Origin of the sequence: Trinickia sp. Y13, from assembly GCF_029522115.1 — a bacterium.
GTDB lineage: Bacteria > Pseudomonadota > Gammaproteobacteria > Burkholderiales > Burkholderiaceae > Trinickia.
In genome coordinates this window covers 203,691-229,022 of record NZ_JAKWFK010000005.1, presented here as the reverse complement: position 1 = coordinate 229,022, position 25,332 = coordinate 203,691, and the positions used below count along the sequence as shown (strand labels likewise).

At 62.4% G+C, this 25,332-nt stretch carries 20 protein-coding genes and 1 pseudogene; 12 read left to right on the top strand and 9 right to left on the bottom strand.

Going from position 1 to position 25,332, the window contains the following annotated elements; genetic code table 11:
• Nucleotides 1-12 precede the first annotated feature (12 nt).
• Together MMB74_RS11825 and ggt are read right to left on the bottom strand one after the other, a co-directional pair.
• Nucleotides 13-960 (bottom strand): DUF72 domain-containing protein, encoded by a 948-nt coding sequence (locus tag MMB74_RS11825; protein ID WP_277428817.1) that lies wholly within the window; start codon nt 958-960, stop codon nt 13-15.
• A 123-nt stretch (nt 961-1,083) separates the two neighbouring features.
• The gene (gene ggt / locus MMB74_RS11820) at nt 1,084-2,790 is read right to left on the bottom strand and encodes a gamma-glutamyltransferase (RefSeq protein WP_277428987.1); all 1,707 of its coding nucleotides are present in this window, start codon (nt 2,788-2,790) and stop codon (nt 1,084-1,086) included.
• A 309-nt stretch (nt 2,791-3,099) separates the two neighbouring features.
• On the opposite strand from ggt, the gene MMB74_RS11815 reads away from it, so the two are divergent.
• Nucleotides 3,100-4,194 carry an Imm72 family immunity protein gene (locus MMB74_RS11815; RefSeq protein WP_277428816.1) on the top strand — a complete coding sequence of 365 codons (1,095 nt, stop codon included), beginning with the start codon at nt 3,100-3,102 and terminating at the stop codon, nt 4,192-4,194.
• Nucleotides 4,195-4,487: 293 nt separating this feature from the next.
• On the opposite strand, the gene MMB74_RS11810 is transcribed toward MMB74_RS11815, so the two are convergent.
• On the bottom strand, nt 4,488-4,973 hold the full coding sequence (locus MMB74_RS11810; RefSeq protein ID WP_277428815.1) for a hypothetical protein: 486 nt from the start codon (nt 4,971-4,973) through the stop codon (nt 4,488-4,490).
• Between the two features lie 678 nt (nt 4,974-5,651).
• Between MMB74_RS11810 and MMB74_RS11805 the strand changes: the two genes are divergently transcribed.
• Together MMB74_RS11805 and MMB74_RS11800 are read left to right on the top strand one after the other, a co-directional pair.
• Entirely contained in the window at nt 5,652-6,353 is a 702-nt protein-coding gene (locus MMB74_RS11805) for a BPSS1780 family membrane protein (protein ID WP_277428814.1), read from the top strand.
• A 78-nt stretch (nt 6,354-6,431) separates the two neighbouring features.
• Nucleotides 6,432-10,883: a DEAD/DEAH box helicase gene (locus tag MMB74_RS11800; RefSeq protein WP_277428813.1), complete on the top strand. Its 4,452-nt coding sequence runs from the start codon at nt 6,432-6,434 to the stop codon at nt 10,881-10,883.
• A gap of 5 nt (nt 10,884-10,888) precedes the next feature.
• Here the strand turns inward: MMB74_RS11800 and MMB74_RS11795 are convergent, their stop codons facing one another.
• Nucleotides 10,889-12,103 (bottom strand): EAL domain-containing protein, encoded by a 1,215-nt coding sequence (locus MMB74_RS11795; protein WP_277428812.1) that lies wholly within the window; start codon nt 12,101-12,103, stop codon nt 10,889-10,891.
• 256 nt (nt 12,104-12,359) lie between these two features.
• Here MMB74_RS11795 and MMB74_RS11790 point away from each other — a divergent pair, with 256 nt between their 5' ends.
• Nucleotides 12,360-13,319, top strand: coding sequence for a chemotaxis protein (locus tag MMB74_RS11790; RefSeq protein WP_277428811.1), 960 nt, complete (start codon nt 12,360-12,362; stop codon nt 13,317-13,319).
• A gap of 91 nt (nt 13,320-13,410) precedes the next feature.
• On the opposite strand, the gene MMB74_RS11785 is transcribed toward MMB74_RS11790, so the two are convergent.
• Together MMB74_RS11785 and MMB74_RS11780 are read right to left on the bottom strand one after the other, a co-directional pair.
• A complete protein-coding gene (locus MMB74_RS11785) occupies nt 13,411-13,872 on the bottom strand; it encodes an Lrp/AsnC family transcriptional regulator (RefSeq protein ID WP_277428810.1) in 462 nt (153 codons plus the stop codon).
• Nucleotides 13,873-13,991: 119 nt separating this feature from the next.
• Nucleotides 13,992-14,645, bottom strand: a pseudogene (locus MMB74_RS11780) (ABC transporter transmembrane domain-containing protein); the annotation flags it as partial.
• 251 nt (nt 14,646-14,896) lie between these two features.
• On the opposite strand from MMB74_RS11780, the gene MMB74_RS11775 reads away from it, so the two are divergent.
• Complete coding sequence (locus tag MMB74_RS11775; RefSeq protein WP_277428809.1) at nt 14,897-15,286, top strand: hypothetical protein; 390 nt, start codon at nt 14,897-14,899, stop codon at nt 15,284-15,286.
• Between the two features lie 116 nt (nt 15,287-15,402).
• Here MMB74_RS11775 and tkt read toward each other — a convergent pair whose 3' ends face one another.
• Nucleotides 15,403-17,496 (bottom strand): transketolase, encoded by a 2,094-nt coding sequence (gene tkt, locus MMB74_RS11770; protein WP_277428808.1) that lies wholly within the window; start codon nt 17,494-17,496, stop codon nt 15,403-15,405.
• A 232-nt stretch (nt 17,497-17,728) separates the two neighbouring features.
• On the opposite strand from tkt, the gene MMB74_RS11765 reads away from it, so the two are divergent.
• The 5 genes from MMB74_RS11765 to treF all read left to right on the top strand — a co-directional run bounded on the left by MMB74_RS11765 (nt 17,729) and on the right by treF (nt 22,425).
• Nucleotides 17,729-17,962, top strand: a complete 234-nt coding sequence (locus MMB74_RS11765; RefSeq protein ID WP_277428807.1) for a DUF2795 domain-containing protein — start codon at nt 17,729-17,731, stop codon at nt 17,960-17,962.
• Nucleotides 17,963-18,136: 174 nt separating this feature from the next.
• Nucleotides 18,137-18,610, top strand: coding sequence for a PRC-barrel domain-containing protein (locus tag MMB74_RS11760; RefSeq protein ID WP_277428986.1), 474 nt, complete (start codon nt 18,137-18,139; stop codon nt 18,608-18,610).
• An 829-nt stretch (nt 18,611-19,439) separates the two neighbouring features.
• Complete coding sequence (locus tag MMB74_RS11755; RefSeq protein WP_277428806.1) at nt 19,440-19,637, top strand: hypothetical protein; 198 nt, start codon at nt 19,440-19,442, stop codon at nt 19,635-19,637.
• 101 nt (nt 19,638-19,738) lie between these two features.
• Nucleotides 19,739-20,482 (top strand): acetoacetyl-CoA reductase, encoded by a 744-nt coding sequence (phbB, locus tag MMB74_RS11750; RefSeq protein WP_277428805.1) that lies wholly within the window; start codon nt 19,739-19,741, stop codon nt 20,480-20,482.
• Between the two features lie 200 nt (nt 20,483-20,682).
• Complete coding sequence (gene treF / locus MMB74_RS11745; RefSeq protein WP_277428804.1) at nt 20,683-22,425, top strand: alpha,alpha-trehalase TreF; 1,743 nt, start codon at nt 20,683-20,685, stop codon at nt 22,423-22,425.
• A 19-nt stretch (nt 22,426-22,444) separates the two neighbouring features.
• On the opposite strand, the gene MMB74_RS11740 is transcribed toward treF, so the two are convergent.
• On the bottom strand, nt 22,445-22,768 hold the full coding sequence (locus tag MMB74_RS11740) for a chemotaxis protein (protein WP_277428803.1): 324 nt from the start codon (nt 22,766-22,768) through the stop codon (nt 22,445-22,447).
• A gap of 233 nt (nt 22,769-23,001) precedes the next feature.
• Here MMB74_RS11740 and MMB74_RS11735 point away from each other — a divergent pair, with 233 nt between their 5' ends.
• Together MMB74_RS11735 and MMB74_RS11730 are read left to right on the top strand one after the other, a co-directional pair.
• Nucleotides 23,002-23,208 carry a hypothetical protein gene (locus MMB74_RS11735; RefSeq protein WP_277428802.1) on the top strand — a complete coding sequence of 69 codons (207 nt, stop codon included), beginning with the start codon at nt 23,002-23,004 and terminating at the stop codon, nt 23,206-23,208.
• 127 nt (nt 23,209-23,335) lie between these two features.
• Nucleotides 23,336-23,863, top strand: coding sequence for a PRC-barrel domain-containing protein (locus tag MMB74_RS11730; protein ID WP_277428801.1), 528 nt, complete (start codon nt 23,336-23,338; stop codon nt 23,861-23,863).
• Between the two features lie 195 nt (nt 23,864-24,058).
• Here the strand turns inward: MMB74_RS11730 and MMB74_RS11725 are convergent, their stop codons facing one another.
• Nucleotides 24,059-25,324 carry a cytochrome c gene (locus MMB74_RS11725; protein ID WP_277428985.1) on the bottom strand — a complete coding sequence of 422 codons (1,266 nt, stop codon included), beginning with the start codon at nt 25,322-25,324 and terminating at the stop codon, nt 24,059-24,061.
• Nucleotides 25,325-25,332: the final 8 nt, after the last annotated feature.

Sequence of the window (25,332 nt, the reverse complement as noted above, 5' to 3'; positions counted from 1 at the left end):
AAGCGTTCCACTTTAAGTCGTTTTCGGCGCGGCTGCTTTAACGCGTGCCGGGCGCCGCCGGTGGACGGGCACCGGCACGGGCAACGGGTCGATGTCCCCGCTCAGCCGCGCCTTCAACCTTCGAGCGTCAAACGGCGCCTCCACCTTCTGATCGTTGTCGAAATAGCAAAACACATCTCGCCTCCCATGGACAGGCCGCATCGGCGATAGCCGCTTCGCGTCGCGCGGTTCGTCGCCGCGAGACCATGTCTGAATGCGTTGGGCCCAGCGATCGAGCGCAGGTTCCGAATAAGCGCCGCTGTATAGGGTTTCCGAGCCGTGCAACCGCATGTAGACGAAGTTGGCCGTGACGTCCTCGAAGTATGGCCACCCCGCCACCGAATCGGATATCACGAGCGATGCATGATGGCGCCGCAAAATGTCAGGAAATTGAGCGACACAAAAACTCGCATGCCGCACCTCCACCGCGTGGCGCAGCGGGCCGCGCCGTTCGGTTTCGCACCATGGACGTTTGACGCGCGCATCGTGCTTCTTAGCCAAGGCAATCGCGTCGTCGATCGTGCGAGGGAGCAGCGTCAAAAACCGATCGAGCCGCTTTGCATCGAACGAAAAATTTGGGGGAAATTGCCACAGGAATGGGCCTAGCTTGTCTTCGAGCGCCAGTACGCCCGACGCGAAAAAATTCGCAATCGCCGGCAACGCCATGTCGTCGCGAAACCGCAGCATGTGGGTCAAATAGCGCGGCCCCTTCACGCTGAAGACAAAATGCTCGGGCGTCGCCTCGTACCAAGATCGGTAGCTGCCGATGGTCTGCAGCGAATAATGCGAGCCGTTGATCTCGATGGTATCGACCGCGCGCGACGCGTACTCGAGCTCCCGCGCCTGCGCCAAGCCCTTCGGATAGAACACGCCGCGCCAGCCTGCATAGCGCCAGCCCGATATGCCGATGTGGATCGTCATCGTCCTGGTACGGTGTTTATCGAAGCTGCATTGCAGCAAGCGCCGTTCCCGGGATGGCGCTCGCTGCGCAAGACGGCCACGGGGGTGGGCCGCCTCGCGTCATCGTGCGCATTTAGTGCACTGTTATTGCACCGTGCGCGTCACCCCGCGGCCGCGCGGATCGGCTACGGCTTCGGGCGAATCGCCGTCCACTTTGATGACCTGAATGTCGCCGTTGAAGTTTTGTCCCTTCAATATATAGCCTTTTGCTTCGAGCACCTGCGCGAGATCGCCCTCGATCGGCTTGTACGGCTCCCAGAAGATCGTGTTGGGCGGCAACAACTGGTGATGGAAGCGCATCGCGGCCACGGCGGCAGGCAACGGCATGCCGAAGTCGTAGACGTTCGTCATCACTTGGAAGATGGACGTGAAGATGCGCGAGCCCCCGGGCGTGCCGATCACCATCGCGACTTTGCCATCTTTGGTCAGGATCGTCGGCGTCATCGACGATAGCGGCCGCTTCTTCGGTTCGATCGCATTCGCGTCACTGCCCACCACGCCGAACATATTAGCCACGCCGGGCTTGGCCGAGAAATCGTCCATTTCGTCGTTCAACAGCACACCGGTGCCATCCACCACTTCGCCGGAGCCGAAGTAGCCGTTCAGCGTGTAGGTGTTCGATACGGCGTTGCCCCATTTGTCGACGATCGAGAAATGCGTCGTTTCGGCCTTCTCGGGCATGGAGGTACCGAGGCCCGGTTGCACCGCGTTCGTGTCGGTGGGCTTCTCGGGATCGACTTCGGCGGCTCGCTTCGCGATGTAGGCGTCGTCGGTCAATTGAGCGATCGGCACTTTATAGAAATCGGGGTCGCCCAGATATTGCGCGCGATCGGCGAATACCCGCTTCTCGATTTCGGCGACGAGATGGACGTATTGCGGCGAATTGAGTTTCACGCCTGAGAACTCGTTCTTGAGATCGGCCTTCATCTTCAGCAACTGCACGAGGCCGATGCCGCCGGAACTCGGCGGCGGCGCCGTGATCACGCGGTAGCCGTTCCAATTGGCTTGAACCGGTTGCCGCCATACGGCCTTGTATTCGTGGAGGTCCTCTTTCGTGATGAGACCGCCGCGCGCTTTCATCGACGCGGCGATCAAAGCAGCCGTCTTGCCCTCGTAAAAGCCTTTCGCGCCTTGATTGGCGATGCGCGCCAGGGTGGCGGCCAACTCCGGTTGCTTGAACGTATCCCCTGCTTTCAGCTGCCCGAAGTATTGGCCGAAGTTGGTTTTGTCGTTGAGCTCTTTGGCCGCCGCATCGCGCCGCTGCTGCAGTTGCTCGCTGACTTCGAAGCCATCGCGCGCATAGTGGATCGCAGGCGCGAGCACTTGTTTCCACTTCAGCTTGCCGAATCGCTTTTGCGCTTCCCACATGCCCTCGACGGTGCCGGGCACGCCAACCGCGCGCATGCCGACCAAGCTCATGCCTTTGATGACGTTGCCGTCTTTATCGAGGTACATGTCTTTGGTTGCGGCGATCGGCGCGCGTTCGCGGTAGTCCATGAAGTACGGTTTGCCGTTGACGTAGAGCGTCATGAAGCCGCCGCCCCCGATGTTGCCCGCTTCCGGATAGGTCACTGCGAGCGTGAACGCCACCGCGACCGCGGCATCGACCGCATTGCCGCCTTCCTTGAAGATCCGTTCGGCCGCGTCGGCGCTGAACTCGTCGGCCACCGCCATCGCCGATGCGGACAAGACCGGCTGAGGCGTCCCCCTCTTGGCCCATGCGGGCATGCTCGGCGCAAAACCGAGCGAGACGGTTGTTACGAGTACCCACCCGCGGACGCGGATAGCCATGCCGATCCCACTCGTCGCTTTCATGCCCGATCCTCCATGGTCGTCTCATAGAAGTAAGCCAAAATGACCGCTTCGCCGCTTATAGCACGCGGAAAGCATCGAGGGAATCAAGCATTTGCGTAGGGGCGGATGGGCGGTGCAAGTCGGGTTGCGTCGGGCGATGAAAAGCGGCGTTTATGGCTATGGCGAGCGGGAAGCCGCTGCCGATGCGGCTCGGACTCGTACGCTAGGATTCGAGGGGATTCAAGCCAAAACGAGCGGCGCCCAACCTCCGTCTCTCGCAGATGAAGCCAGTGAGGAAAGCAAACGATGACTATCGGGCCACACAAGCATACGTTTGAAGAACGTGATGCAAGGCGCAAGGTATTTTGGCTTCTCAAGCGACTTACTAGCTACACCCTGTGGCAACGGAAGTACCACGCATGGGAGACGTTTGTCGAAGCTTACGAACACGCGATAAAGCACTGGGCACCGGAAGAGGTCGCGTACCTGGGCGTCGACCTGTTGCCGCTCGCCTACGATGCGCTAGCACGATACAAAGAGGGCCTCGGGAATCTCGCCCACGGATATCGCTTCGTATGGCGAATCGGGCGACCGCTGTATGAGGCGCACCATATGACCGGAACGGTGTTCGCCAACTTTTATGGACATCCCGACTATTGGGAGCGCGGTACTCAGCTGCAACCATACCCTGAAAACATCGAGCGCTTGCGGAAGCTAATGCTCGCGGGTCGCTTTCACGGTGACCGAAGCCCTTTAGAAATCTCGGCTGGTGCAGCTTACCGCGCGGCGCATTGGTCCAGCCCGCGCGGGCTGTTGGATTTGAGCTCATACGAACAAGGTTTCTATTCGCTGCCCTATCCGGTCTTTCCGAGCGATTTGGGTGACCCGCCAGCCGGTAATGACGCGATGGTCGTATCTACCGGCGATAGCATTCCAGTCGATGGCATTTGGGAGCCGGTCACGGTGTCGAAGCAGTTACTGGGGGTCATTCCGACGCGAAAAGCGCAGTACTCTAGTTGGGGTTGTTTTAACTATTTTGTGAAAGGTGTCTGCGCGCCACGCATTGGAAAATTTAACGACGCAACGAAACGTGTTGATCAACTGGAGACCCTTTGGCGTCTGGTCTGGGCAGACGATAGATACACGGATGGAATTGCGGGCGACGAGTCGGAGTACTTCTTAATGCCCCGCCCTACGGCGGAACTCGATTCCGCCATGGATCCCGGAGAAATAATGACAAACTCGGTCTGCCCGGCATCCGGATTGTGGCAGGCAATCGGCTATGAGCACCCAGCGAGACACATCGCGGCCGGCGCCATCATGCCGGATCTCAGTGTGCGTGATGCAAAAGGAGACATGGTGTTGCACTACGTTCGATGGCAGTTGGTAAAGACAGGATAAAATTTTCCGTTCGGAGCTACTGAGTATTCTTCGACGCTCACCAGTGACGGGTAACTAGTAGGCGAGCGGACAGACGGAACAGGTCGTCGAGCAGCCCGATACGTTTTGGTCTCCATTTTGGCAGACGATTTGTACATGGATGGAATGGTCCGCGGCGCGTCAACGTGGAAAGGACAACGGAGCAACTGCGTGATCGCGACAAGAGCATGTATAAGAAACAAAGGCAGAGCGGGAGAGGGACACCTAAAATTGCGACGCCGTTTCTGCGTCGACTTACAGCACTAGCCCCAGCGTTATCGAACAATAAATGACGGAACCTCAATCTGATTGGTTTGCTCGAAGCGTTTTCCATTCCACCGAAATGAGGTGACGACACCGCCACCATCAGCGTCATCTGTCAGCTGGAATGCATCTATTGTAGTGCGCCCGCCCTTGTGATTCCTTATCTTTATGTCATTTGCAAAAACAACCAGTTGCAAGCGAACCTTCCTCTCGTCGAATGAAAAAATAGCTTGATACCTGTTTTTAACGCTCGCACTGGTTGTCACAAAACAAAGGTTTGCAGGCGTGCCTTTTAGTTTTTCGATACGATAATCTAAATATCTCTCCATCGTTTCCTCGTCGCAGGACTCATCACCGCACACAAAACCTCTGAGCTCCTTATTTCCATACAACATCAAGGCAGCTTGATGCTTCTGATTGTCGGTCTGACAGCCGAACGCACTCGCGGTCGAAATAGAAAATCCTAAAACCAAAAGAGCGATTATGGTCTTTGCCATTTCAACAATACTCCTAGTGTATGGGTAGCCGGATAGAATTTCTCTTTTTGGTGGCCGCGAGCGTCCAGTTGTGGGTGTCCCTGCGAATCGAGGACCGGCTCCAACTGCGAGCTCCGCCTCCAGACAAACTGAATAGGCTCCTCGCTGCTCGTTGGAATATCCAACAACAAAACATACTTGAGCCGCACACCCAATTACAATCTGACGTCAAGCCCATTGATGTTTTCGATAGGCACATTTCCATTTACCAGCCTTGACACCCCAATAATCTTATCGGTTGCGCAATCATCGTCCAACAATTTTAGTCCGTTTTTTATGGACAGCGGTAATAATTGGACATGCCCAATATAAACCCGCACTGTCGGCGGCGTTATTGGCGGCGAAATGGCTATCGTTTAAGACCAGCAACACATCGGGGTTCCACCCTGCTTTCCGGCATTCTATTTGTCGATCCGGATCGGATCAATGACTTGCGATATTTTCGGACGAGACTTAGATAAATCTCGCGGATGGCCCAATAGGCGCCAACGACCAGAGAAAATATTCCCTCACCTCACCCCCGCCCACCCTAAAATCGGCAATTCTTCCCTCCCCGCCCGCACGCTTGCGACAATCACGCCATAATTGCGCCTAAGCTCGAACAGCTTCCCCCTGCCTTTCAATTCAGAGGAGTCTTACATGCAAATGCGCCTGGTCGTCGCACGCCAGGGCTCGCGATGGTTCGCCGAGGGCTGGACGGTATTTCAGCAACGTCCCGGGATGTGGATCATGCTCGGCCTCATCGATCTACTCGTCACCATCCTGCTGGTTGAACTGCCCTACGCAAGCGACCTCACGGCTGTCTTCACCGTGCTCTGGACCGGCGGCATGATTTACGCCGCCGATCATTGCCGGACGACAGGCTCCGTTAGGTTGGCCGATGTAGTGCGCGGCATTCGCGAGCATTTCGAGCCGCTGTTCGCGGCGGCCGTGTTCGGGTTGCTGATCGCGATCGTCTGCGACCTGACGGGCGAGCGCGCATCGAGCGCGCTGCGTCTATTGGCGTTCGGCGGCGCAACCGGGGACGCGCGAACAGTGCTCGCGCTGATAGCCGGAGCGCTATATTTGGTAACGGCCGTCATCGGCACGATGGCCTTGTGGATCGCCCCGGCATTAATCGTGCTGAACGGCGCGACGGCGGCCGACGCGCTACGAGCCAGTTTCGCGGCAACATGGCGCAATGGGTCCGCCGCGCTCGTGTACGGCGCCATCGCGGCGGGCCTTTTGATCGCATGCGTGCTGACGCTCGGCGTCGCCACGCTCGTCGTCGCTCCACTCATTTATCTATCGACGTATGCCGCAAGCCTCGACATGTTCCCGCGCGACCCAACGATCGGCTAAGCGCTCCGGCCCCCGACGCGCGAGCCGAAATCCTTATGCGTCCTTGATCATTGCCGCGCCCATCGCCACATTGACGACATGAATGCTCCCTCGGCTGTCGATCCGCTGGCCACATTTCACCCGGCCGTCGCCGCATGGTTCGAGTCGACCTTCAGCGCACCGACCGACGCCCAAATGCGCGCCTGGCCGCACATTCGCAGCGGCACGTCGACGCTCGTCGCCGCGCCCACAGGCTCGGGCAAAACGCTGACGGCATTCCTATGGGCGCTCGACGAACTCGTGCGCGATGGGCTCGCTCACGACGGCGTGCTCCCCGACGAGACGCTCGTCGTCTACGTGTCGCCGCTCAAGGCGCTGTCCAACGACATTCACACCAACCTCGAACGCCCGCTTGCGGGCATCGGCGAAGCACTGGCGGCGCAAGGGCTGCCGCGCGTGGAGATCCGCACCGCAGTTCGAACAGGCGACACCACCGCGCAAGAGCGCAACGCACTCAAAAAGCGGCCCGCGCATATTCTGGTCACGACGCCCGAATCGCTGTACGTCTTACTGTCTTCCGATTCCGGTCGCCGTATCCTTTCTACCACGCGCACCGTCATCGTCGACGAAATCCACGCGATGGTCGGCAGCAAGCGCGGCGCCCATCTCGCACTGTCGCTCGAACGTCTCGACACGCTGTGCAAGCGGCGTTTGCCGCGCATCGGGCTATCAGCCACGCAAAAACCGATCGAGGCCGTCGCACGCTTTCTCGTCGGCGTGAGTGACGACGCACGCTGCGCCATCGTCGATGTCGGTCATCATCGGGCACGCGATCTCGCACTCGAGCTGCCGCCCGTGCCGCTCGAAGCAGTCATGCCCAACGAGGTTTGGGACCGCGTCTACGATCGGCTGGCCGAACTCGCCAGCACGCACGCCACCACGCTCATCTTCGTCAATACGCGCCGCATGGCGGAACGCGCCGCGCGCCATTTGACCGAGCGCCTAGGCAAGCAAGCCGTGGCCGCGCATCACGGCAGCATGGCGAAAGAGCATCGGCTCGACGCGGAGCAACGCCTGAAGCGCGGCGCATTGCGCGTGTTGATCGCCACGGCCTCGCTCGAATTGGGCATCGACATCGGCGATGTCGATCTCGTCTGTCAGCTCGGCTCGCCTCGCGCCATCGCGCCTTTTCTGCAGCGGGTCGGGCGCTCGGGGCATCAAGTCGGCGGTATGCCCAAGGGCCGGCTCTTTCCCACCTCGCGCGACGATCTCGTCGAATGCGCCGCACTCATCGATTGCGTGCGACGCGGCGAACTCGACGCTTTGACGATGCCGCATGCGCCACTCGACGTACTGGCGCAACAAATCGTAGCCGAAGCGGCCTGCGAGGAATGGAGCGAAGACGCCCTGTTCGCTTGTTTCAAACGCGCCGCGCCTTACGCCGATCTCGCGCGCGAACAATACGACGCGGTGTTGCGCATGCTCGCGGAAGGCTATACGAGCCGCCATGGCCCGCGCGGCGCCTATATTCACCGCGACATCGTGACCGGGATGCTACGCGGGCGGCGCGGCGGGAAGATGACGGCCGTCACCTCGGGCGGAACGATCCCCGACAACGCCGACTATGCCGTGCTGCTCGAACCGCAAGGTTTGAACATCGGCACGGTCAACGAGGACTTCGCCGTCGAAAGCCTTGCGGGCGACATCTTCCAACTCGGCAATACGTCGTATCGGATTGTGCGCGTGGAGCCTGGCCGCGTGCGCGTCGTCGACGCTCAAGGACAAGCGCCGAACATCCCGTTCTGGCTAGGGGAGGCGCCAGGACGCAGCGATGAGCTTTCGGCCGCCATCTCCCGCCTTCGGATGCGCATCGACACATTGATCGGCAGTGCCAAGCAATCGAACGACGCGGGCGAAGACGGTCAGGCGCTTGGGCGTGTCATCCAAACGCTGATGCACGAGCTAGCCATCGATGAAGTCGCCGCGCGCCAAATCGTCGAGTATCTCGCTCGTGCGCGAGCGGCGCTCACGGTCCTGCCCTCGCAAAATGCGCTGGTCATGGAGCGGTTCTTCGACGAATCCGGCGGCACGCAGCTCGTCATCCATTCGCTCTTTGGGAGCCGCATCAATCGCGCTTGGGGCCTTGCGCTCCGAAAGCGCTTCTGTCGAACCTTCAATTTCGAGTTGCAAGCCGCGGCCACCGAAGATGCGATCGTTTTGTCGCTGACGGGTAGCCACAGCTTCGCGCTCGACGACGTCTGGCGCTTTCTCCATTCGAACAGCGCCGAGCACGTGTTGATTCAAGCGTTGCTCGATGCGCCCCTGTTCAACGTGCGCTGGCGCTGGAACGCCACCACTTCGCTCGCGTTGCCGCGCTTCACCGGCGGGCGCAAAACGCCGCCGCAATTGCAGCGCATGAAGAGCGAGGATTTGCTCGCCGCCGTGTTTCCCGATCAGGTGGCGTGCCTCGAGAACATCGCCGGCGAGCGCGAGTTGCCGCATCATCCGCTCGTCGATCAGACGATCGACGATTGCCTGCACGAAGCGATGGATTGCGACGGGTGGCTCGCGCTGCTGCGCCGGATCGAGCAAGGCGACATCGCGCTCGTGACGCGCGAGCTTGCCGCGCCCTCGCCGCTCGCGGCCGAGATTCTCAATGCTCGGCCCTACGCTTTTCTCGACGACGCCCCACTAGAGGAGCGCCGCACGCAGGCCGTTCTATCGCGACGCTGGAGCGATCCCGAAGACGCGTCGGATCTGGGTGCGCTCGATGCGGACGCCATCTCGGCCGTGCGCGAGGAAGCCTGGCCGCCGGTGCGCAGCACGGACGAGATGCATGAGGCGTTGACTGGGCTAGCGTGCATCAACGAGACCGAGGCGCGCGCGAACGAAGGTTGGCTCGCATGGCTCGACGCACTAGCACGCGCGGGACGGGCCACGCGCATGCAGATCGCCGAGAACGAAGCGCTGTGGCTACCCATCGAACGCCTCACTTGCCTGCGTGCCATCTACCCGGATGCCGCCTTCGCACCGCGACTCGTCGCGCCGCTTGGCTTCGACGACGAATGGACCGACGCCGATGCGCTCGTGGACGTATTGCGCGCCAGGCTGTCAGGCCTCGGGCCCGAGCCGGTGCCGGTCCTCGCGCGCGCGCTCGCGCTGCCGGCGTCGCACGTCGCCGCCGCCCTCGTAAAGCTCGAAAGCGAGGGCTACGCAATGAGGGGCCGCTTCACCCCGGGCGCGGAGCAAGACGAATGGTGCGAGCGGCATCTGCTTGCGCGCATTCACCGATACACGATCAAGCGGCTGCGCCGCGAGATCGAGCCCGTCGAGCGCGCCGATTTCGTGCGTTTTCTGGTCGAATGGCAACGTCTCACCCCGGCCGCGCGCGGGATGGGTCGCGAGGCGCTTGCCGCCACGCTCGAACAGCTCGAGGGCTTCGAAGCCGCGGCGGCCGCGTGGGAGGAAGACATTTTGCCGGCGCGTCTGCGCGACTATGCCGGCATCACGCTCGACGAACTCTGTCGCTCCGGCCAATTCGTCTGGGCGCGATTCGCTGTCGACGGTCGCGGCGCCTCCGCCCCGGTGCGAACGACGCCTATCGTCTTGCTGCCGCGCCGCACGCTGGCGATTTGGCACGGGCTGATCGATCGCCGGTCGGCCGAGCCAGGCCCCGCTGAGACCGATGCCCTTTCGCCCCGCGCGAGGCTGCTGTTCGAGGCGCTATCGCGACACGGCGCGATGTTCTTCGACGAACTGCTCGGCGAAGCGCGCGCGCTGCCGCTCGAAGTCGAAACCGCGCTCGGCGAACTGGTCGCGGGCGGGTTCGTCAATGCGGATAGTTTCGCGGGGCTGCGCGCGCTGATTGCGCCCGCGGCGACGCGCCACCGCGGTTCTCGCGCCATGACGCGGCGCGGTGCGCATCGCGGCGCGTTCATCGGCGGCATGCAGGATGCGGGCCGATGGGCATTGCTGCGGCGCCCGACAGTTTCAGAGCGATCGACCGAGGGCAACACACAGCCAGGCGCGAATGAGGCATCTTCTCCGCCTTTGCCGCTCTCTTCGTCATCGCGCGTTAGCGCTCATGCACTGCCGCCCGATATCGCCGAACACGTCGCCCTGTCGCTGCTGCGCCGCTATGGCGTCGTCTTCTGGCAACTGTTGGAACGCGAAGCGGGATGGCTGCCGCGTTGGCGCGACTTATTGCGCGTGTTCCATCGCTTGGAAGCGCGCGGTCTCGTTCGAGGCGGCCGCTTCGTCAACGGCCTTTCCGGCGAGCAGTTCGCATTGCCCGAAGCGCTCGCCTTGCTGCGCGACGTGCGCAAGCGCACGCCGGACGGGCAACTCGTCTGCGTTTGCGCAGTCGATCCGCTCAACATCGTCGGGACGGTTTTGCCGGGCGAGAAGGTGCCCGCTTTGGTCGGCAATCGCATCGCCTTGCGCGATGGCGTATGCGTCGCCACGCTGATCGCGGGCAAGTTCGAGTTCGCGGCGCACCTATCGGCCTCGGAACAAGAAGCCGCGCGGCTTTGTCTTGCCCACCGTACGTGAACGCTTCAGGCCAGATGCCGCGACCACCCTTCGAACGCGATATCGGCGCCGAGCACGTAGCCGTGCTCACCCAAGCGCACGAATGCCGACAATGTCACGCATAAGTTCGTCGAACTCGACGACATATAGGGCTCGCTGACGATCGTCTCGCCCGGACGCAGCAACGCCTCGCGAAAGTAGGCGCGCTTGGACCAATTGGCGCCTGCTCTACGCGCGAGCAAGGGAAACGTCGCACAGCGCCGCTCGCAGCAATGATCCGATTCGACGTTCTCGCCGACTTGCCGCCCGCTCTCGTCGAGCACGAACACGCGCAACGCCCATTCGCACTCCAAGAAATGGCGCGCGGCGAACGCCAGCGGTTGCCCCAGGCACCAGGCGTCCTTGAAGCGCCCGAATGCACGCCGGTAGGGCGCGAGTTCTTCCAGATCGGCGATCCGGCGCAATTTGCGCGCGTCGCCGAGCCGCGCATCGAGCGGCGGCGATGAACCCGCGCCAAACGCAGCGAGCGCTTCGATCTCGATCGCCGGCCGCGCAAAAAAATAGCCTTGGACGAAATCCGCATCGCAGTCGGCGCTCAGCCTCGCCTGCTCTTCGGTCTCGATGCCTTCGATCACGACGAAGGTTCCAATGTCGTGCAATAGATCGACGAGACGCAGCAAGCTGCGCGCCTTGCGATAGCTTTCAACCGCCTTGCAAATCAACTCGCGATCGAGCTTGACCACGTCAGGGCGCAAATCCCACACACGGCCGAGATTGGTCAAGCCTGCGCCAAAATCGTCGAGCGCAATCAAGAAGCCGTGCGCTCGCAAGCGCTCGACGGCATCGACGAGCGCGGCGGGCGTTTCTTGCCGCGCCTCTAGCACTTCGATGACGATGCGATTGGGCTCCACCGCGCTTTCGACGAGTTCTTGCGCCAGCGCGGGGCCATGCACGGGATCGACCAGCACGTCCGGGTGCAAATTGGCGAAGAGAACATCATCTTCACGAGCGAACTGGGCGAACCGCGCCACGTGGCGTCGCAAGCAAGCGCGCTCGTACTCCCCGCAACGCCCCGCCTGCCGCGCCACGGCGAACGCGGCTTCGGGCGAGCACGGTTTGCCGGCGGCATCCCGGGCGCGCAGGAGCGCCTCATAGCCCACGGGCGCGCCGTGGGCCAGCGAGAGCACGGGCTGAAAGGCGCTTTCTATCTGCGGCAGTTCGGGCGCTGAGGCATCGATCATGAAGAGAATCGATTCGTTGGGGTCGTAAGCAAGCGTCGCGTGGGAGTTCCTCGGACAAGCCTCGCATGGCGTCCTTGACACGATATATCGTCAGTTGTTTGCCCCAACTTGATAGCTTTCTCGGGGGAAACACGGAGCCGTATCAATTTTCTGGGCGAAACGCCGTTATCAGCGTTATAGCCCGTGCGGCCTCGGCGCTCGCCTTCCGGAAAAGGTGCAACCGCCGCTCACGGGCGCAACCCACAAGGAAATTTCGATGGCCGCTGATCATCACTCGATCGACGAACGCACCAACCTGACGAGCACGAACAAGTTCGAACTCCTGCTGTTCCGCCTGGGGGCCGCGCCTGGCAACGACGACTCGCACGAGTTGTACGGCATTAACGTGTTCAAGGTGCGCGAGATCATGACCATGCCGGCCATCACGCCGATCGCCGGCGCATCGGATCACATGATCGGCGCCGTCGACATCCGCGGCCAGATCATTCCCGTGATCGACCTGCCCAAACTGATGGGCTGCAATCCGACGCGCGGCTTGAACATCTTGCTCGTGACCGAGTTCGCACGGTCGACACAGGCGTTCGCCGTGGAGGAAGTGGACGACATCGTTCGTCTCGAGTGGAATCAAGTGCTTTCGGCCGAAGGCTCGGCCGGTGGCGGCTCGGTCACCAGCATTGCCCGCATCGACGGCAATACGGGCGATTCGCGGTTAGCGCAAGTGGTCGACGTCGAGCAGGTGTTGCGCGACGTCTTCCCGGCCCAGCATCCGAGCGTCGAGGCGGCGGACGTGGGCACCTCGGTCAAGATGAGCGGCGGGGCCAAGATTCTGGCGGCCGACGATTCTGGCTTCGCGCGCAAGCTCATCGAGCAGAGCCTCGCGGCGCTCGGCGCGCAGTACATCATCACGAAGACCGGGCAGGAAGCCTGGGATACGCTCACGAGAATTGCCGAAGAAGCACAGAAGGAAGGCGTTCGAACGCGCGACAAAGTGGCGCTCGTGCTGACCGACCTCGAAATGCCCGAGATGGACGGCTTCATGCTCACACGCCAAATCAAGGCCGACGAGCGCATGCGCGACATCCCCGTCATCATCCATTCCTCGCTCACGGGCACGGCCAACGAGGCGCACGTCAAGAATGCCGGGGCGACGGGCTACGTCGCCAAGTTCGCCGCCGGCGACCTGGCAGAGGCGATCCGCCAGGCGCTCGCCGCTTAAGCACTTCGCCCGTCCGCAGGTTCGACCCGCTCCCGGGCGATCTGCGAGCGGTGCGCGCCTCGCCCCACGCGTCGTCATGCGGGCTTATTGCTCAGAGCAGCGGCAGGCCCGCGTCGCGTTTCACTTCGCGTAGCGACAGCACCGATTCGACCGACGTCACCCCCGGCAATGCGCGCAGTTCGTCGCGCACGAAGGCGCCGTAATCTTCGAGATCGCGTGCGACCACGTGAAGCAGGTAATCGGCGCTGCCCGAGACGTTGTGACAGGAGACGATGCGCTCGATCGCTTGAATCTGCCGCTCGAACTCGTCGGCCAGGCGCCGGTCGTGAACGCCGAAGCGCACGAGTGCGAATGCGGTCACGCCAATGTGCAGCGCCGATTTCGACAGCACGGCACGATACCCCTCGATATAGCCGTCGGCTTCCAACCGCTTCAAGCGGCGCGCGCACGGAGTTTCGCTCAAGCCTACCGCTTCGGCGAGACTCGCGTTCGTGATGCGGCCGTCCCCTTGCATCGCCATGAGAATGGCTCGGTCGGTCTTGTCCAAAGTCATGCGTCGCAGCCCGTCGTTCCGAAGCTGCGATGGTAGCGCATGCATGCGGGCACCGGGTTTGCTGCGCGTTGCGACATGCGAACGCGCCCCTCTTCATGGCGGCAGGATGCCGCCCCATGCCGCGCCGGATCGTAGCCGAAATCGATATGCTCGAATGCGATCTCGCCCGCGCTCACGATCAGCGGCTTGGCGCCCGGTTCGTCCCGGTCCCGGTCCTCGTCCGCGCCAGCCTCGCCGCTCTGAAGACTGTCGCCCGCAAGCACGGTGAACATGCGCTCGACGTTCACGAGCGCATCGTTCGTTTCGCGGAATACGAAGCCGAGCGCGTTCAGCGGCATGCAGACCTGCACGATGTACGCATTGACGAGCACGAGATCACCGAGCGTCATGCGTCCTGCAACGACGTATTGCACGGCCAACAGCATCATCGCGGCAATGCCCAGACACACGTCGGCGCTTTGCCCGAGGTGCAGCGCCGTGAGCGCGCGCTGATTGGCCAAGCGCGCGACGACCCAGCGGCTCAACACGCCGCGATAACGCGCGGTCTCCTATTCCTCGGCCGCGAAATACTTCGCCGTGTCGTAGTTGAGCATGCTGTCGACGAGCCGGCCGTCCGACGCCGCTTCGAGCCGGTTGATCTCCCGCTGCACTTGCATGCGGCTGCGCGTAAAGATCACCGTGTACGTCGCATAACTTACGAGCGTCCCGGCGATGATCCAGGTGAATGCGATCGAGTAACCACTGGCGATGATGCCGATCATGGTCGCTATTTCGATGAACGCAGGCAAGAGCGCCAACGCTGTGCGGTGTCCGAGGTCGTCGATGATCTCTCGCAGCGTCTGAATGCAAAAGCGAGGCGGCCCGCGAGTGCCGCGCTTGATCTGCGGTGCAATGCGCGTTCCCACCCCGTTCAATGCAGACGCGCGGCATCCGCGGCACGCCCTTTGCAGCACGGGAGACGTGCGTGAGAAGTTGAAATTGGGCGCGCATTCAGTCCCTAGTCAACACTTAGATGGAGGACCGTATGAAGACCACGACGAAGACGCTGCTGGTTTCTGCCCTCGCGATGGCATGTGCAGGGGGAGTGTATGCACAGGGCGCCGGCGGCTCAGCCGGTGCGGGCGGCGCGGGCGGCACAGGCACGGGCATGCGCGGCGGCGCGGCCCCTAGCGGAAATACGCTGGAACAGCCGGCCATCCAGCCGGGCATGAACGGCGGCAACACGAGCACGTACGACCAGAAGCATTCGACGCGCAGCCGCCGAAATGAGGGCGGCTACGGCAGCCCGGGTGCCACGGGCACGGGTTCGGGCCGCTCGACGGTCTCGCCGGGCATGGATCAGCAGCGCCCATCGGGCACGGGCGGCTATTCTCCGCAGCAAAACAATCAAACTTATAAGGGGCATCAAGAGTAACGGGGATCACCCCGTCGCGTTGCTTGCGGCGGGTGCGCCGGGCGGCGCCTGCGGGCTCGCCCGGACACCGCCTCTTCGAATCCGAACCATCATCGCCAGAACGACCTTAGGCCCGCTCAATTCCCGCCGGGTAATCCTCTTGAACCAACGACCCGCGCGAGCTGCTGTTTAGCGGCTTCATAGACGTGATCGGGCGTGAATCCAAACTTGCCCTGCAGGTCGCGTATCGGCGCAGACGCCCCGAACGTATGCATGACGATCTTCGCACCAGTGCGGCCGACGTACCGGTCCCATCCGATCGTCGCTGCCTGTTCGACCGCAACGCGCGCGTCGATTTCGGGCGGCAGCACGGCGTCCTGATAAGCGTCATCCTGCAACTCGAAGATGTCCCACGACGGCATGGACACCACGCGAGCGGCAATGCCTTCTTGCGTCAAACGTTCGAACGCTTGAACGCAAAGATGCACCTCGCTGCCCGTGGCGATGAGAAGCACTTGCGGCGCAGCGCCATCGGGAGGGTCGGCCAGCACGTATGCGCCGCGCCGCAACCCTTCGGCTGCCGCATAGCGCTTGCGATCGAGCGTAGGCAACGGTTGGCGCGAAAGCACGAGTGCGGCAGGGCGTCTTGCGTTGCTTAGCGCGACACACCACGCCTCGCGCACTTCGTTCGCATCGCAGGGGCGCAGCACGGTGAGCCCGGGGACGCCGCGCAAAGAGGCCAGCTGTTCGACGGGTTGGTGCGTAGGACCGTCTTCGCCGAGGCCGATCGAATCGTGGGTAAAGACGAAGACGACGGGGATCTCCATGAGCGCGGCCAGGCGGATCGGCGGCTTCATGTAATCGCTGAAAATCAAAAACGTTCCCGTATACGCCCGCAAATTCGCCAGTGCGAGGCCGTTGGCCACCGCCCCCATCGCATGTTCGCGCACGCCGAAGTGGAGGTTTCTTCCGCTCGGTGTGTCGGCCGAAAAACTGCCCGCCCCCTCGAATTTGAGCAGCGTCTTCGTCGAAGGCGCGAGGTCGGCGGCGCCGCCCAACATCCAAGGCACGCGCGCGGCGATCGCGTTCAACACTTCGCCCGACGCCGCGCGGGTCGCCTCGCCTTTCGCGTCCGCTTCGAACGAGGGTAGGCCAGCGTCCCACCCCTGCGGCAGCGCATGATGCTCGATTAACTCAAGCTCCCGCGCGAGGTCGGGATAGCGCTGCGCATAGGCGTCAAAACGCTGCTGCCATTCGCCGCGCGCTTGCTTGCCGCGCGCCCCCACGCCCTCCGCGAACCGCTCGCGGACATGCTCGGGTACGTAGAACTGCTTGTCCTCGGGCCAGCCATAGGCGCGTTTGGCGAGGGCGACTTCCTCTTCGCCGAGCGCATCGCTGTGCGCGGCAGCCGTGCCTTGCTTGTGCGGCGCGCCCCAACCGATGATGCTTTTCACGACGATCAGCGTAGGTGCATCGATCATGCGCTTCGCGGCCGCGAATGCGGCCTCCACTGCCGATAAGTCGTTCGCATCGTCGACGGTCAGCGTGTGCCAGCCGTATCCGCGAAAACGCGATTGCACGTCATCGCTATAGGCAAGGTCGGTTCCGCCTTCGATCGTGACGCGATTGTTGTCGTAGATCCACGTGAGATTGGAAAGACGCAAATGCCCCGCCAGCGAGGCGGCTTCATGCGACACGCCCTCCATTAGATCGCCGTCCCCGGCGAGCGCATAGACGTGGTAGTCGAACAATGAGAAGCCGTCGCGGTTATAACGCGCCGCATACCAGCGCGAGGCGATCGCCATGCCGACGCTGTTGCCCAGACCTTGACCGAGCGGGCCAGTGGTCGTTTCGACGCCGGTCGTCATGCGGTATTCGGGATGGCCCGGGGTCTTGCTGTCGAGTTGCCGAAACCGTTCGATCTCTTCGAGCGGAACGGCAGCGTCGCTCGTGGGGCAGCCGCGCTCATCCACGGCTTTCACGTTGGCCAAATGCAGCAACGCATACAGCAGCATCGAGGCATGGCCCACCGACAGCACGAACCGGTCGCGGTTGGACCATAGCGGCTCGTCCGGGTCGTAACGCAAATGGCGCTGCCACAGTTGATATGCGACAGGCGCGAGGCCCATCGGGGCGCCGGCGTGGCCCGAGTTGGCCCGTTGCACGGCGTCCATGGCAAGCGTGCGAATCGTATCGATGCAAAGCCGGTCGAGGTCGGGGTCCGAGCGCATGACTAGCGTCCTTCAAAAAGGTGGTGATCGATGAAACGGCGAGCAATGCCCATACCTTGCCGCTTTCAACGTGCCGAGACAAGAGAGCCGGCAAAGACTGCACCGTCGCCGCACGATTTACGGCACGCGGACCGGGGCCCGTCGATCGGCGCCAACGCGGCCGCGCATGCGCCGAAGGAATGGTCGTTGCTGAACTCGCAGGTGTGTTCAACCTCGTTCAAGGAGGCAATACATGGCCCAACATCCGGCTCACTCGCAAGACCATCGACACCCTGGGCAACCCTCGCCGGTCGCCGTGCAAAAGGCGTTAGCGGGCATTGATTATCCGACGACGCGCGAGCGGCTTTCGGAAACGGCGCGAGCGCACCACGCCGATCGCGAAATCGTCGAACTGCTCGATCGGCTGCCGGAGAAGAACTACGACAGCCCCGCCGCAGTTTCGAAGGCGATCGCACAAGTGCAGTAGAGATGCAATAGACGAATAGGAGGATCGGCTCAATCGGCAAATCGGCCGAAGCAGCCAGTTCGATCGTTTGGGCATATGGCCGGCAACGGTATCGCCCTATGCGCAAGGGCCACTGCCGGCCCGTCGAGATCAACACATGAAAGGAGCATTGCTATGAGCATTTCACCCGATCCCATGAGCAGCCGCGGCGAAACCCGCATCGTCGGCAAAGGCAGCACGACGGCGGAAGGTCCGGGGCCCTATGTGATGGCCGCGAGTACGCTCGACGGCGACAAGGTCATGAGTTCCGACGGCGAGGACGTCGGCAAGATCAAAGAGATCATGCTGGACGTGTATACGGGCCGGATTGCGTATGCGGTGATGTCGAGCGGCGGCTTTCTCGGCATCGGCGATAAACTGCTCGCCATTCCATGGAGCGCGCTCACGCTCGATACCGATCGCAAGTGCTTCTTGCTATCCGTGAGTTCCGAGACCGTGCGCAACGCGCCAGGCTTCGACAAGGATCATTGGCCGGCCATGGCGGACGCCGCATGGGCGAACGAGCTGCATACCTACTACGGCAGCTCGCCTTACTGGGACGCGAATAGGGAGAACGTAGAGACGACCGGCGTCGCCTCGGGCACCGCGCCGCGGCGCGATCATCACTAAGTTCGCGTAGCGGCGCAGCGGGCGGTCACCGTTGTCGCACCCGTGCGCGGCGCATCGTCGCAGCGCACGGGCAACACGGCTACCCGCCGCCGATTCCCTGCAATACGCGTCCCGTTCCGCCGCAGATCGTACACGGCTGCCCCTCGACCATGCCGGTCCCCCGGCAGACGCGGCACGGGCTTTCGCCGACCCCTGGTGCGTCGGGCGGCGCTTCGTCTCCTGGGTTCTTCGGTTCTTGGCTTTCTTGCATGGGCGGTTTCCTCCGTTAGCGGTCGCGACCTGCCACCGCAGCAATAAACGGACCGGGGATCTCGTTTCCCCGGCTTCCTTAAAATTGTGACGGGCAAATTAAAGATTCGCATTTGATGCAAAGACATCAAGCGAACACATTCGAAAGTTAATGTGCAACCCGTCATCGGCGCGCACCCGTCTAAACAAATGGGGCTGTAGAGATAGGTCGCTCTGCCGTATTGCGCACTACGCACGACGGTATTAGTATTGCGCCAACCAAGAATCGAGCCTGGTCCGCACGAACCAGGACGGTCCATCGAAACAATTACCGTATCGCCCGCAGGATGCGTGCCTGCGGCGGGTAATTAATACCTTGACGTACCCAGCCGAAATAAATAATCGAAAACGTTTTATAGCGTCATATGAATAGCCATTCCGTTCGTCACCCGTTTCACGTTTATCGCCTGGAATTCTTTCCGATTTTTCTCAGTGCGTTTCGTCGACGATGTAATTGATGCGTTAAGTACTACTGGTGCAACCCGCCCCAGGCGTCAATTGAGGACACGGACAGACCCTCTATAGCCGATTGGAGACAAGCATGCTGAGCCCACACGAACTCGCCACTTTGATGCTCGTCAGGGACGCTCCCGATCAGATCGGCGATCGCGCCGAACTTGGCACGTTGCTCGAGCATCATCTGATCAAGCTCGAGCAAGCCGAGGACATCGGTTTGCCGCGCCCGCGCATCACCGAGAACGGGAATTCCATTCTCGAAGCCTGCTCGCGCTTGCGCTAATTCGCGGGCGGCAAGGTAAGGCGGTGCGAGCGGTTTGAGAGGCCTGCAACGCACCGTCCGAAGTTTCACTTCGTCAAACACTCATCTAACGGAGAACAGATATGACAAAAAGAATTGCCCTCGTTACGGGTGGCATGGGTGGCATCGGCGAAGCGATCAGCATGAGGCTCCACGACGTCGGTCACGCCGTTGTGGTCACCTATTCGCCGAGCAACACAGGCGCCGATGCATGGTTGGCGCGCATGGAGGCATCCGGCCGGCAGTTCCGCGCCTATCCCGCCGACGTGGCGGATTACGATTCGTGCGCGCGCTGCGCCACTCAGATCAAGAACGAGATCGGCCCCATCGACATTCTCGTCAACAACGCCGGCATCACGCGCGATGCGAGCTTCAAGAAGCTCGAGAAGGACAGTTGGGACGCGGTGCTCAGCACCAATCTCGACTCGGTCTTCAATATGACGAAGCAATGGTACGAAGGCATGAGCGCGCGCGGCTGGGGCCGCATCATCAACATTTCGTCCGTCATCGGTTGCAAGGGCGGTTTCGGGCAAACCAACTATGCCGCCGCCAAAGCGGGCATGCACGGCTTCACGAAATCGCTCGCACTCGAACTCGCGCGCAAAGGTGTGACCGTCAACACCGTCTCGCCAGGCTTCATCGCCACGCGCATGGTCATGGCGGTGCCGGAAGAAATCATGAACACGAAGATCCTGCCGGAAATTCCGGTCGGACGCCTCGGGCAACCCGAGGAAGTCGCCGCGCTCGTCGCCTACCTGTGTTCGAACGAAGCGGGCTTCGTCACGGGCGCCAACGTTGCGATCAACGGCGGTCAGCATTTGCAATGACGCGCCGGGGCTCGCCTGCCCAGCCCGGGCAGGTAAGCCATTGAATCGCTGATGGATGAGCGGCGCACGACGCGCCGCCATGTCGCTTTCGACCGGTACCGCCTCTCGCCCTCATTCGCCCGGCCCGGTCGGGTTATCCCGCGCGGCATGCGCGTTGCGCCGCCGCCGGGCACCGATCACCCCGACGAGAGGAACCGCCCATGCATTTGGCCTTCGTGCGCCATGCGCTCGCCGCCGCACTCTTGACTGCCGCTTCGTGCGTTGCCGCCCAACCCGTGGCGAAGCCCGCCGCGCCAGCGCGCGCGAACGCGTCGTCAACGACGTCGATGCACACGCCGGCCTCGCATCCGCACGCACAGTCTTCGCCGGTCGTGCCCGCCCCGCCATCGCAAACACTGGGCGAGCTATTTCGCACGGTCGAGCTGGCCCATGTCTTCCCGGACAGCAAGACCTTCGCAGACCGCGTCCCCAAGGAGAACCCCGCACGTATCGTCGCGGCATACGAGGCGGCCCGCGGCCAACCGAGTTTCGATCTGCGCAAGTTCGTCGACGCCCATTTCAGCGCACCGCGGCATGAGGCGCGGCAGTATGTCTCCGACCCGAAGCAAACCGTCGTCGCCCATATCGATACGCTGTGGAACGTTCTGCGCCGCGATCCCGATCCGGTGGCCAGCGCCTGGTCTTCGCTGTTGCCGCTGCCCGCGTCTTACGTCGTGCCGGGCGGCCGCTTCGACGAGGTGTACTACTGGGACTCGTATTTCATCATGCTCGGCCTCGCCGCCAGCGGCAGGCACGATCTGACGCGCGACGAGTTGGAGAACTTCGCCGCGCTCATCGATCGCTACTCGCATATCCCGAACGGCAATCGCACCTACTATCTCAGCCGCTCGCAGCCGCCGTTCTTTGCGCAGATGGTCGGGCTGCTGGCACAGCGCGAGGGCGATAGCGCTTATCTGCAGTACCTGCCCGAACTGAAGGCCGAATACGACTATTGGATGGACGGCGCGGCGACGGTCGGGCCAGGTCACGCCGCGCGCCATGTCGTTCGTCTGTTCGACGGCACCGTGCTGAACCGCTACTGGGACGAGCGCGATGCGCCGCGCGATGAATCGTATCGGGAAGATGTAGAAACGGCACGCTCGATGCCGCAGCGAAACCCCAAGGACTTATGGCGCAACCTGCGCGCGGGGGGAGAGAGCGGTTGGGACTTCAGTTCGCGTTGGTTCGCAGACGGCCGCACGCTCGCGACGATCGACGTCACCTCGCTCGTGCCCGTGGACCTGAACGCCCTGCTCTACGGCCTGGAACGAACGCTGGCGAAGGCGTATCGGCTGCAGGGCGACGCCACGCGAGCGGAAAACCTCGAAGCCCGAGCGAGAGCGCGCGCCGAGGCCATTCGCCGCTGGCTCTGGGATTCACGCATTGGTGCGTTTTCCGATTACGACTACGTCCATCGCACGCTGCGCCATCGGCTGACAGCGGCGACTGTGTATCCGCTGTTCGCGGGCGTCGCCTCGCGCGAACAAGCGAAAGCCGTCGCCGAATCCATCAAGCGGGGCTTGCTGCGTCCGGGGGGCATGGCCACTACACAAGTGGCGACCGGTCAACAGTGGGACGAACCGAATGGCTGGGCGCCATTGCAATATCTGGCCGTGATCGGTCTGCGCCGCTATGGTGAAATGGCCCTCGCGCGCACGATCGCGACGCGCTGGCTCCGCACGAACGTCGCCTATTACGCGCGCACTGGCAAGCTCGTCGAGAAATACGACATTGGCCGCGACGCCACGCAAGCATCGGCCGGCGGCGGCGAATATCCTTTGCAAGACGGCTTCGGCTGGACCAACGGCGTCTTGCGCGTGCTGCTGCAGCTTTATCCGCAGGCCGCGGATATCCAAGCCGCTACGCCCGCGGCCGCCTCGGCGCTATCCTCCATGCCTCATTGAGACACGCCGCCGGGCTGCCTTACGGCTCGATGTCTCGGTCGGGGTTACCTGGCGTGTCGATGCGATCGGGCTCGATATCGGCGTCCTCGCTCAGCGTCGAATCGCCGTCCGCCGACGAGCGCTCACCCGTGCCCGCGCGGTCCGTATCGCTAGCCAGTTCGGCGTCGCCGGTTTCCAGCGCGTGCTGGTCTAGCTCGGTGTCCTTGTCGAATTCGTGCCGCTTCGCACCCGCAATATCGCTGCCGCTGTCGGACGAATCGCTCGGCCCAAGCGCGCCGGTTTCTCGACCGGGCGCTTCGGAGCTACCGGAGGACGAAAGGCTGTCGGGGTCTAGTGTGCTCATGTGATCTCCTTATGACGCCAATGAATGATTTCGGTCGCGTCGGCGGTCTCGATGCGTGTCGATCGTTGCATATGGATATCGCTCCATATCGCCCCATCGCACCGCGACACCGCCGCGCCCTACCTCCTCGACGCAGCAACGGGCGCGCCATGAACGCCTTGGTCGGCGCGCCGCCGCGGCACGCTCTATGCGCATTCATTCGAGGAGCCAAGTGGCCTTCAAAGGAGGATTCCATGAACGTTCACAGCGGCAAATCGCAGGACGAACGCGTAGCCGCACGCAAGCAGCAACAGCAAGCGTCGCTCGAGCAGCCCGGGGGCGAAATGGCGATCGAAGGCACCGAAGCCGACGCCACTCACAGCTGCGGCCAGCTGTCCGACGCAGGTCGACGCGCTTGGCAGGTCGGCACCGGAATGGACGGCGGCGGCAAGACCTGCTGACGCGCGGCGTAGTCACGCAACGGGCGTGGTGTTCCGCCGGTGTTTGCTGATCTCTGTCGTTCTCTGTCGCGAACCGACAGCGCGCCCGTTCGCAGAATGCTTCACCACACGAAATAGGAGAGATGCTATGCGTACCCATACCACCCCCACGACTTCCGGCATGGCGCAAGGCGCGCGCATCGTCGGTAAAGGCAGTGAAACGGCAGCGGGTCCGGGCCCGGATGTCATGGCCGCCAGCACTTTGGACGGCGATAAGATTCTGAGCACCGACGGCGACGAAGTGGGCAAGGTCAAAGACATCATGCTCGACGTTCAAACCGGCCGCATCGCTTATGTCGTCATGTCCTCGGGCGGTTTTCTCGGCATCGGCGATAAATTGATGGCGATTCCTTGGAGCGCGCTAACGCTGGACACCACGCGAAAATGTTTCCTGCTCGCGCTCTCTTCGGAGCGCATCAGGAACGCGCCGGGGTTCGACAAACAACACTGGCCGTCGATGGCCGATGCGACCTGGGCAACGTCGATTCACCAGTACTACGGACGTGAGCCCTACTGGCGCAGTCTCGGCGCGGACGACGAGTACGAAGCCGATTACGACGTGGCGCGCGACGACTTGGACCCGGATGCGCCGGAGGCTGGCGGGGTCAAGCTGTAGTTCTGACTTTTTTCATCCATAGATAGCGCGCCGTTCGCTGATCGCTATAGCTATTCGTCGCGGTATGAATCTTCATTCGATTCCCTACTTGGACGATGACGATCCAAAGGGTCGACATGCCGTGCCGAAAGCCTGCATGCCGGCCCGATGCGCCGCAACACGCATCCCTCGGCACACGACGCTGGCTGTCGCGCCTCACCGGTGCAAGACGCTTCTCATCCGGGAAACGTCGCGCGGTGCGACGGGTTGAGCCTCGTTACCCCATGCATTGCGGACGAACGTGAGCACGCGAGCTATCTCCGTATCGCTCAACTTGCCCTTGAACGAAGGCATCCGCTGCGGCTTGGGTCCACCCTTTGTCGCGGCGCTGCGACCGCCCTCGATCAACAAACGAATAAGCGAAGTCGCATGCGGTGCGACCACCGTCGGGTTACCCGCCAATGCCGGATACTTTCCCGGCTCGCCGCGACCGTCGGCATGGTGGCAGCGCGCGCAATAAGCATTGTAGACGCCAGCGCCCGGATATTCGATCGCGCCTGTTCGCAACACGCCGACCGTGGCCGCGTTACGCGCCGGATCCGTATCGACGTGCCCGCTCTTTCGTCGCGGCGGCAGCGTCTTCAAGTACATCGCGATCGCACGAAGATCGTCGTCGGTCATGTACTGGCCGCTGTTTTCGATCACCTCGACCATGCTGCCGAACGCCGACAACCCGGCTCCGTGACCTTGCTTGAGAAATGCGGCAATGTCGTCGGCCGAGAGGCGGCCTAGGCCTGAATCGGGATCGCCCGTCAAGTTTGGCGCGGACCAATGATCGTTCGTTCCGCCCGTCAAATAAAGCGGATCGCCATCGTTGTACCCGCGCTCTTCATAGGCAGGCCCGCGCGGGGTGTGGCAAGCGCCACAGTGGCCCAACGCTTGAACGAGGTATGCCCCGCGATTCCACTGCGCGCTTCTGTCCGTGCGCGGCTCGAAGCGCTCTTGCGGCGCAAACAGTTCGTCCCATGCCGTAAGCCCTAGGCGTTGGTTGAACGGAAACGGCAGCTTCGTCTCGGGCGAGGGTTTCGCCACCGGTGCGACCCCATGCATGAAATACGCGTACAGCGCATGCATATCGTCGTCGCTGATCTTCGAAAAGGACGGAAACGGCATGGCCGGATACAAGCGTTTGCCGCCCGGCGCGACGCCTTCGCGCACGGCCCGCTCGAAATCTTCGTAGCTGTAACGGCCAATGCCGTAGGTCGGATCGGGTGTGATGTTCGTCGTCCAAATCGTGCCGAACGGCGAACCCATCGGCAAGCCGCCCGCGAAAGGCGGCGACGGCTGCGGCGGTTGACCCGTGGGCGCATTCGTATGACAGCCGGCGCAATCGGCGAGCTTGGCAAGATAAGCGCCGCGCGCAATCAGCGCGGCATCCGCCGCTTCGCCAGCGCGGCACGGCGTTGCCAACATCATCGCCATCGCGAACA

Bases quoted from the DNA above. Each gene is read 5' to 3' on its own strand.
- MMB74_RS11825 (WP_277428817.1), bottom strand. From the start codon at position 960: ATGACGATCCACATCGGCATATCGGGCTGGCGCTATGCAGGCTGGCGC.
- ggt (WP_277428987.1), bottom strand. From the start codon at position 2,790: ATGGCTATCCGCGTCCGCGGGTGGGTACTCGTAACAACCGTCTCGCTC.
- MMB74_RS11815 (WP_277428816.1), top strand. From the start codon at position 3,100: ATGACTATCGGGCCACACAAGCATACGTTTGAAGAACGTGATGCAAGG.
- MMB74_RS11810 (WP_277428815.1), bottom strand. From the start codon at position 4,973: ATGGCAAAGACCATAATCGCTCTTTTGGTTTTAGGATTTTCTATTTCG.
- MMB74_RS11805 (WP_277428814.1), top strand. From the start codon at position 5,652: ATGCAAATGCGCCTGGTCGTCGCACGCCAGGGCTCGCGATGGTTCGCC.
- MMB74_RS11800 (WP_277428813.1), top strand. From the start codon at position 6,432: ATGAATGCTCCCTCGGCTGTCGATCCGCTGGCCACATTTCACCCGGCC.
- MMB74_RS11795 (WP_277428812.1), bottom strand. From the start codon at position 12,103: ATGATCGATGCCTCAGCGCCCGAACTGCCGCAGATAGAAAGCGCCTTT.
- MMB74_RS11790 (WP_277428811.1), top strand. From the start codon at position 12,360: ATGGCCGCTGATCATCACTCGATCGACGAACGCACCAACCTGACGAGC.
- MMB74_RS11785 (WP_277428810.1), bottom strand. From the start codon at position 13,872: ATGACTTTGGACAAGACCGACCGAGCCATTCTCATGGCGATGCAAGGG.
- MMB74_RS11775 (WP_277428809.1), top strand. From the start codon at position 14,897: ATGAAGACCACGACGAAGACGCTGCTGGTTTCTGCCCTCGCGATGGCA.
- tkt (WP_277428808.1), bottom strand. From the start codon at position 17,496: ATGCGCTCGGACCCCGACCTCGACCGGCTTTGCATCGATACGATTCGC.
- MMB74_RS11765 (WP_277428807.1), top strand. From the start codon at position 17,729: ATGGCCCAACATCCGGCTCACTCGCAAGACCATCGACACCCTGGGCAA.
- MMB74_RS11760 (WP_277428986.1), top strand. From the start codon at position 18,137: ATGAGCAGCCGCGGCGAAACCCGCATCGTCGGCAAAGGCAGCACGACG.
- MMB74_RS11755 (WP_277428806.1), top strand. From the start codon at position 19,440: ATGCTGAGCCCACACGAACTCGCCACTTTGATGCTCGTCAGGGACGCT.
- phbB (WP_277428805.1), top strand. From the start codon at position 19,739: ATGACAAAAAGAATTGCCCTCGTTACGGGTGGCATGGGTGGCATCGGC.
- treF (WP_277428804.1), top strand. From the start codon at position 20,683: ATGCATTTGGCCTTCGTGCGCCATGCGCTCGCCGCCGCACTCTTGACT.
- MMB74_RS11740 (WP_277428803.1), bottom strand. From the start codon at position 22,768: ATGAGCACACTAGACCCCGACAGCCTTTCGTCCTCCGGTAGCTCCGAA.
- MMB74_RS11735 (WP_277428802.1), top strand. From the start codon at position 23,002: ATGAACGTTCACAGCGGCAAATCGCAGGACGAACGCGTAGCCGCACGC.
- MMB74_RS11730 (WP_277428801.1), top strand. From the start codon at position 23,336: ATGCGTACCCATACCACCCCCACGACTTCCGGCATGGCGCAAGGCGCG.
- MMB74_RS11725 (WP_277428985.1), bottom strand. From the start codon at position 25,324: ATGGCGATGATGTTGGCAACGCCGTGCCGCGCTGGCGAAGCGGCGGAT.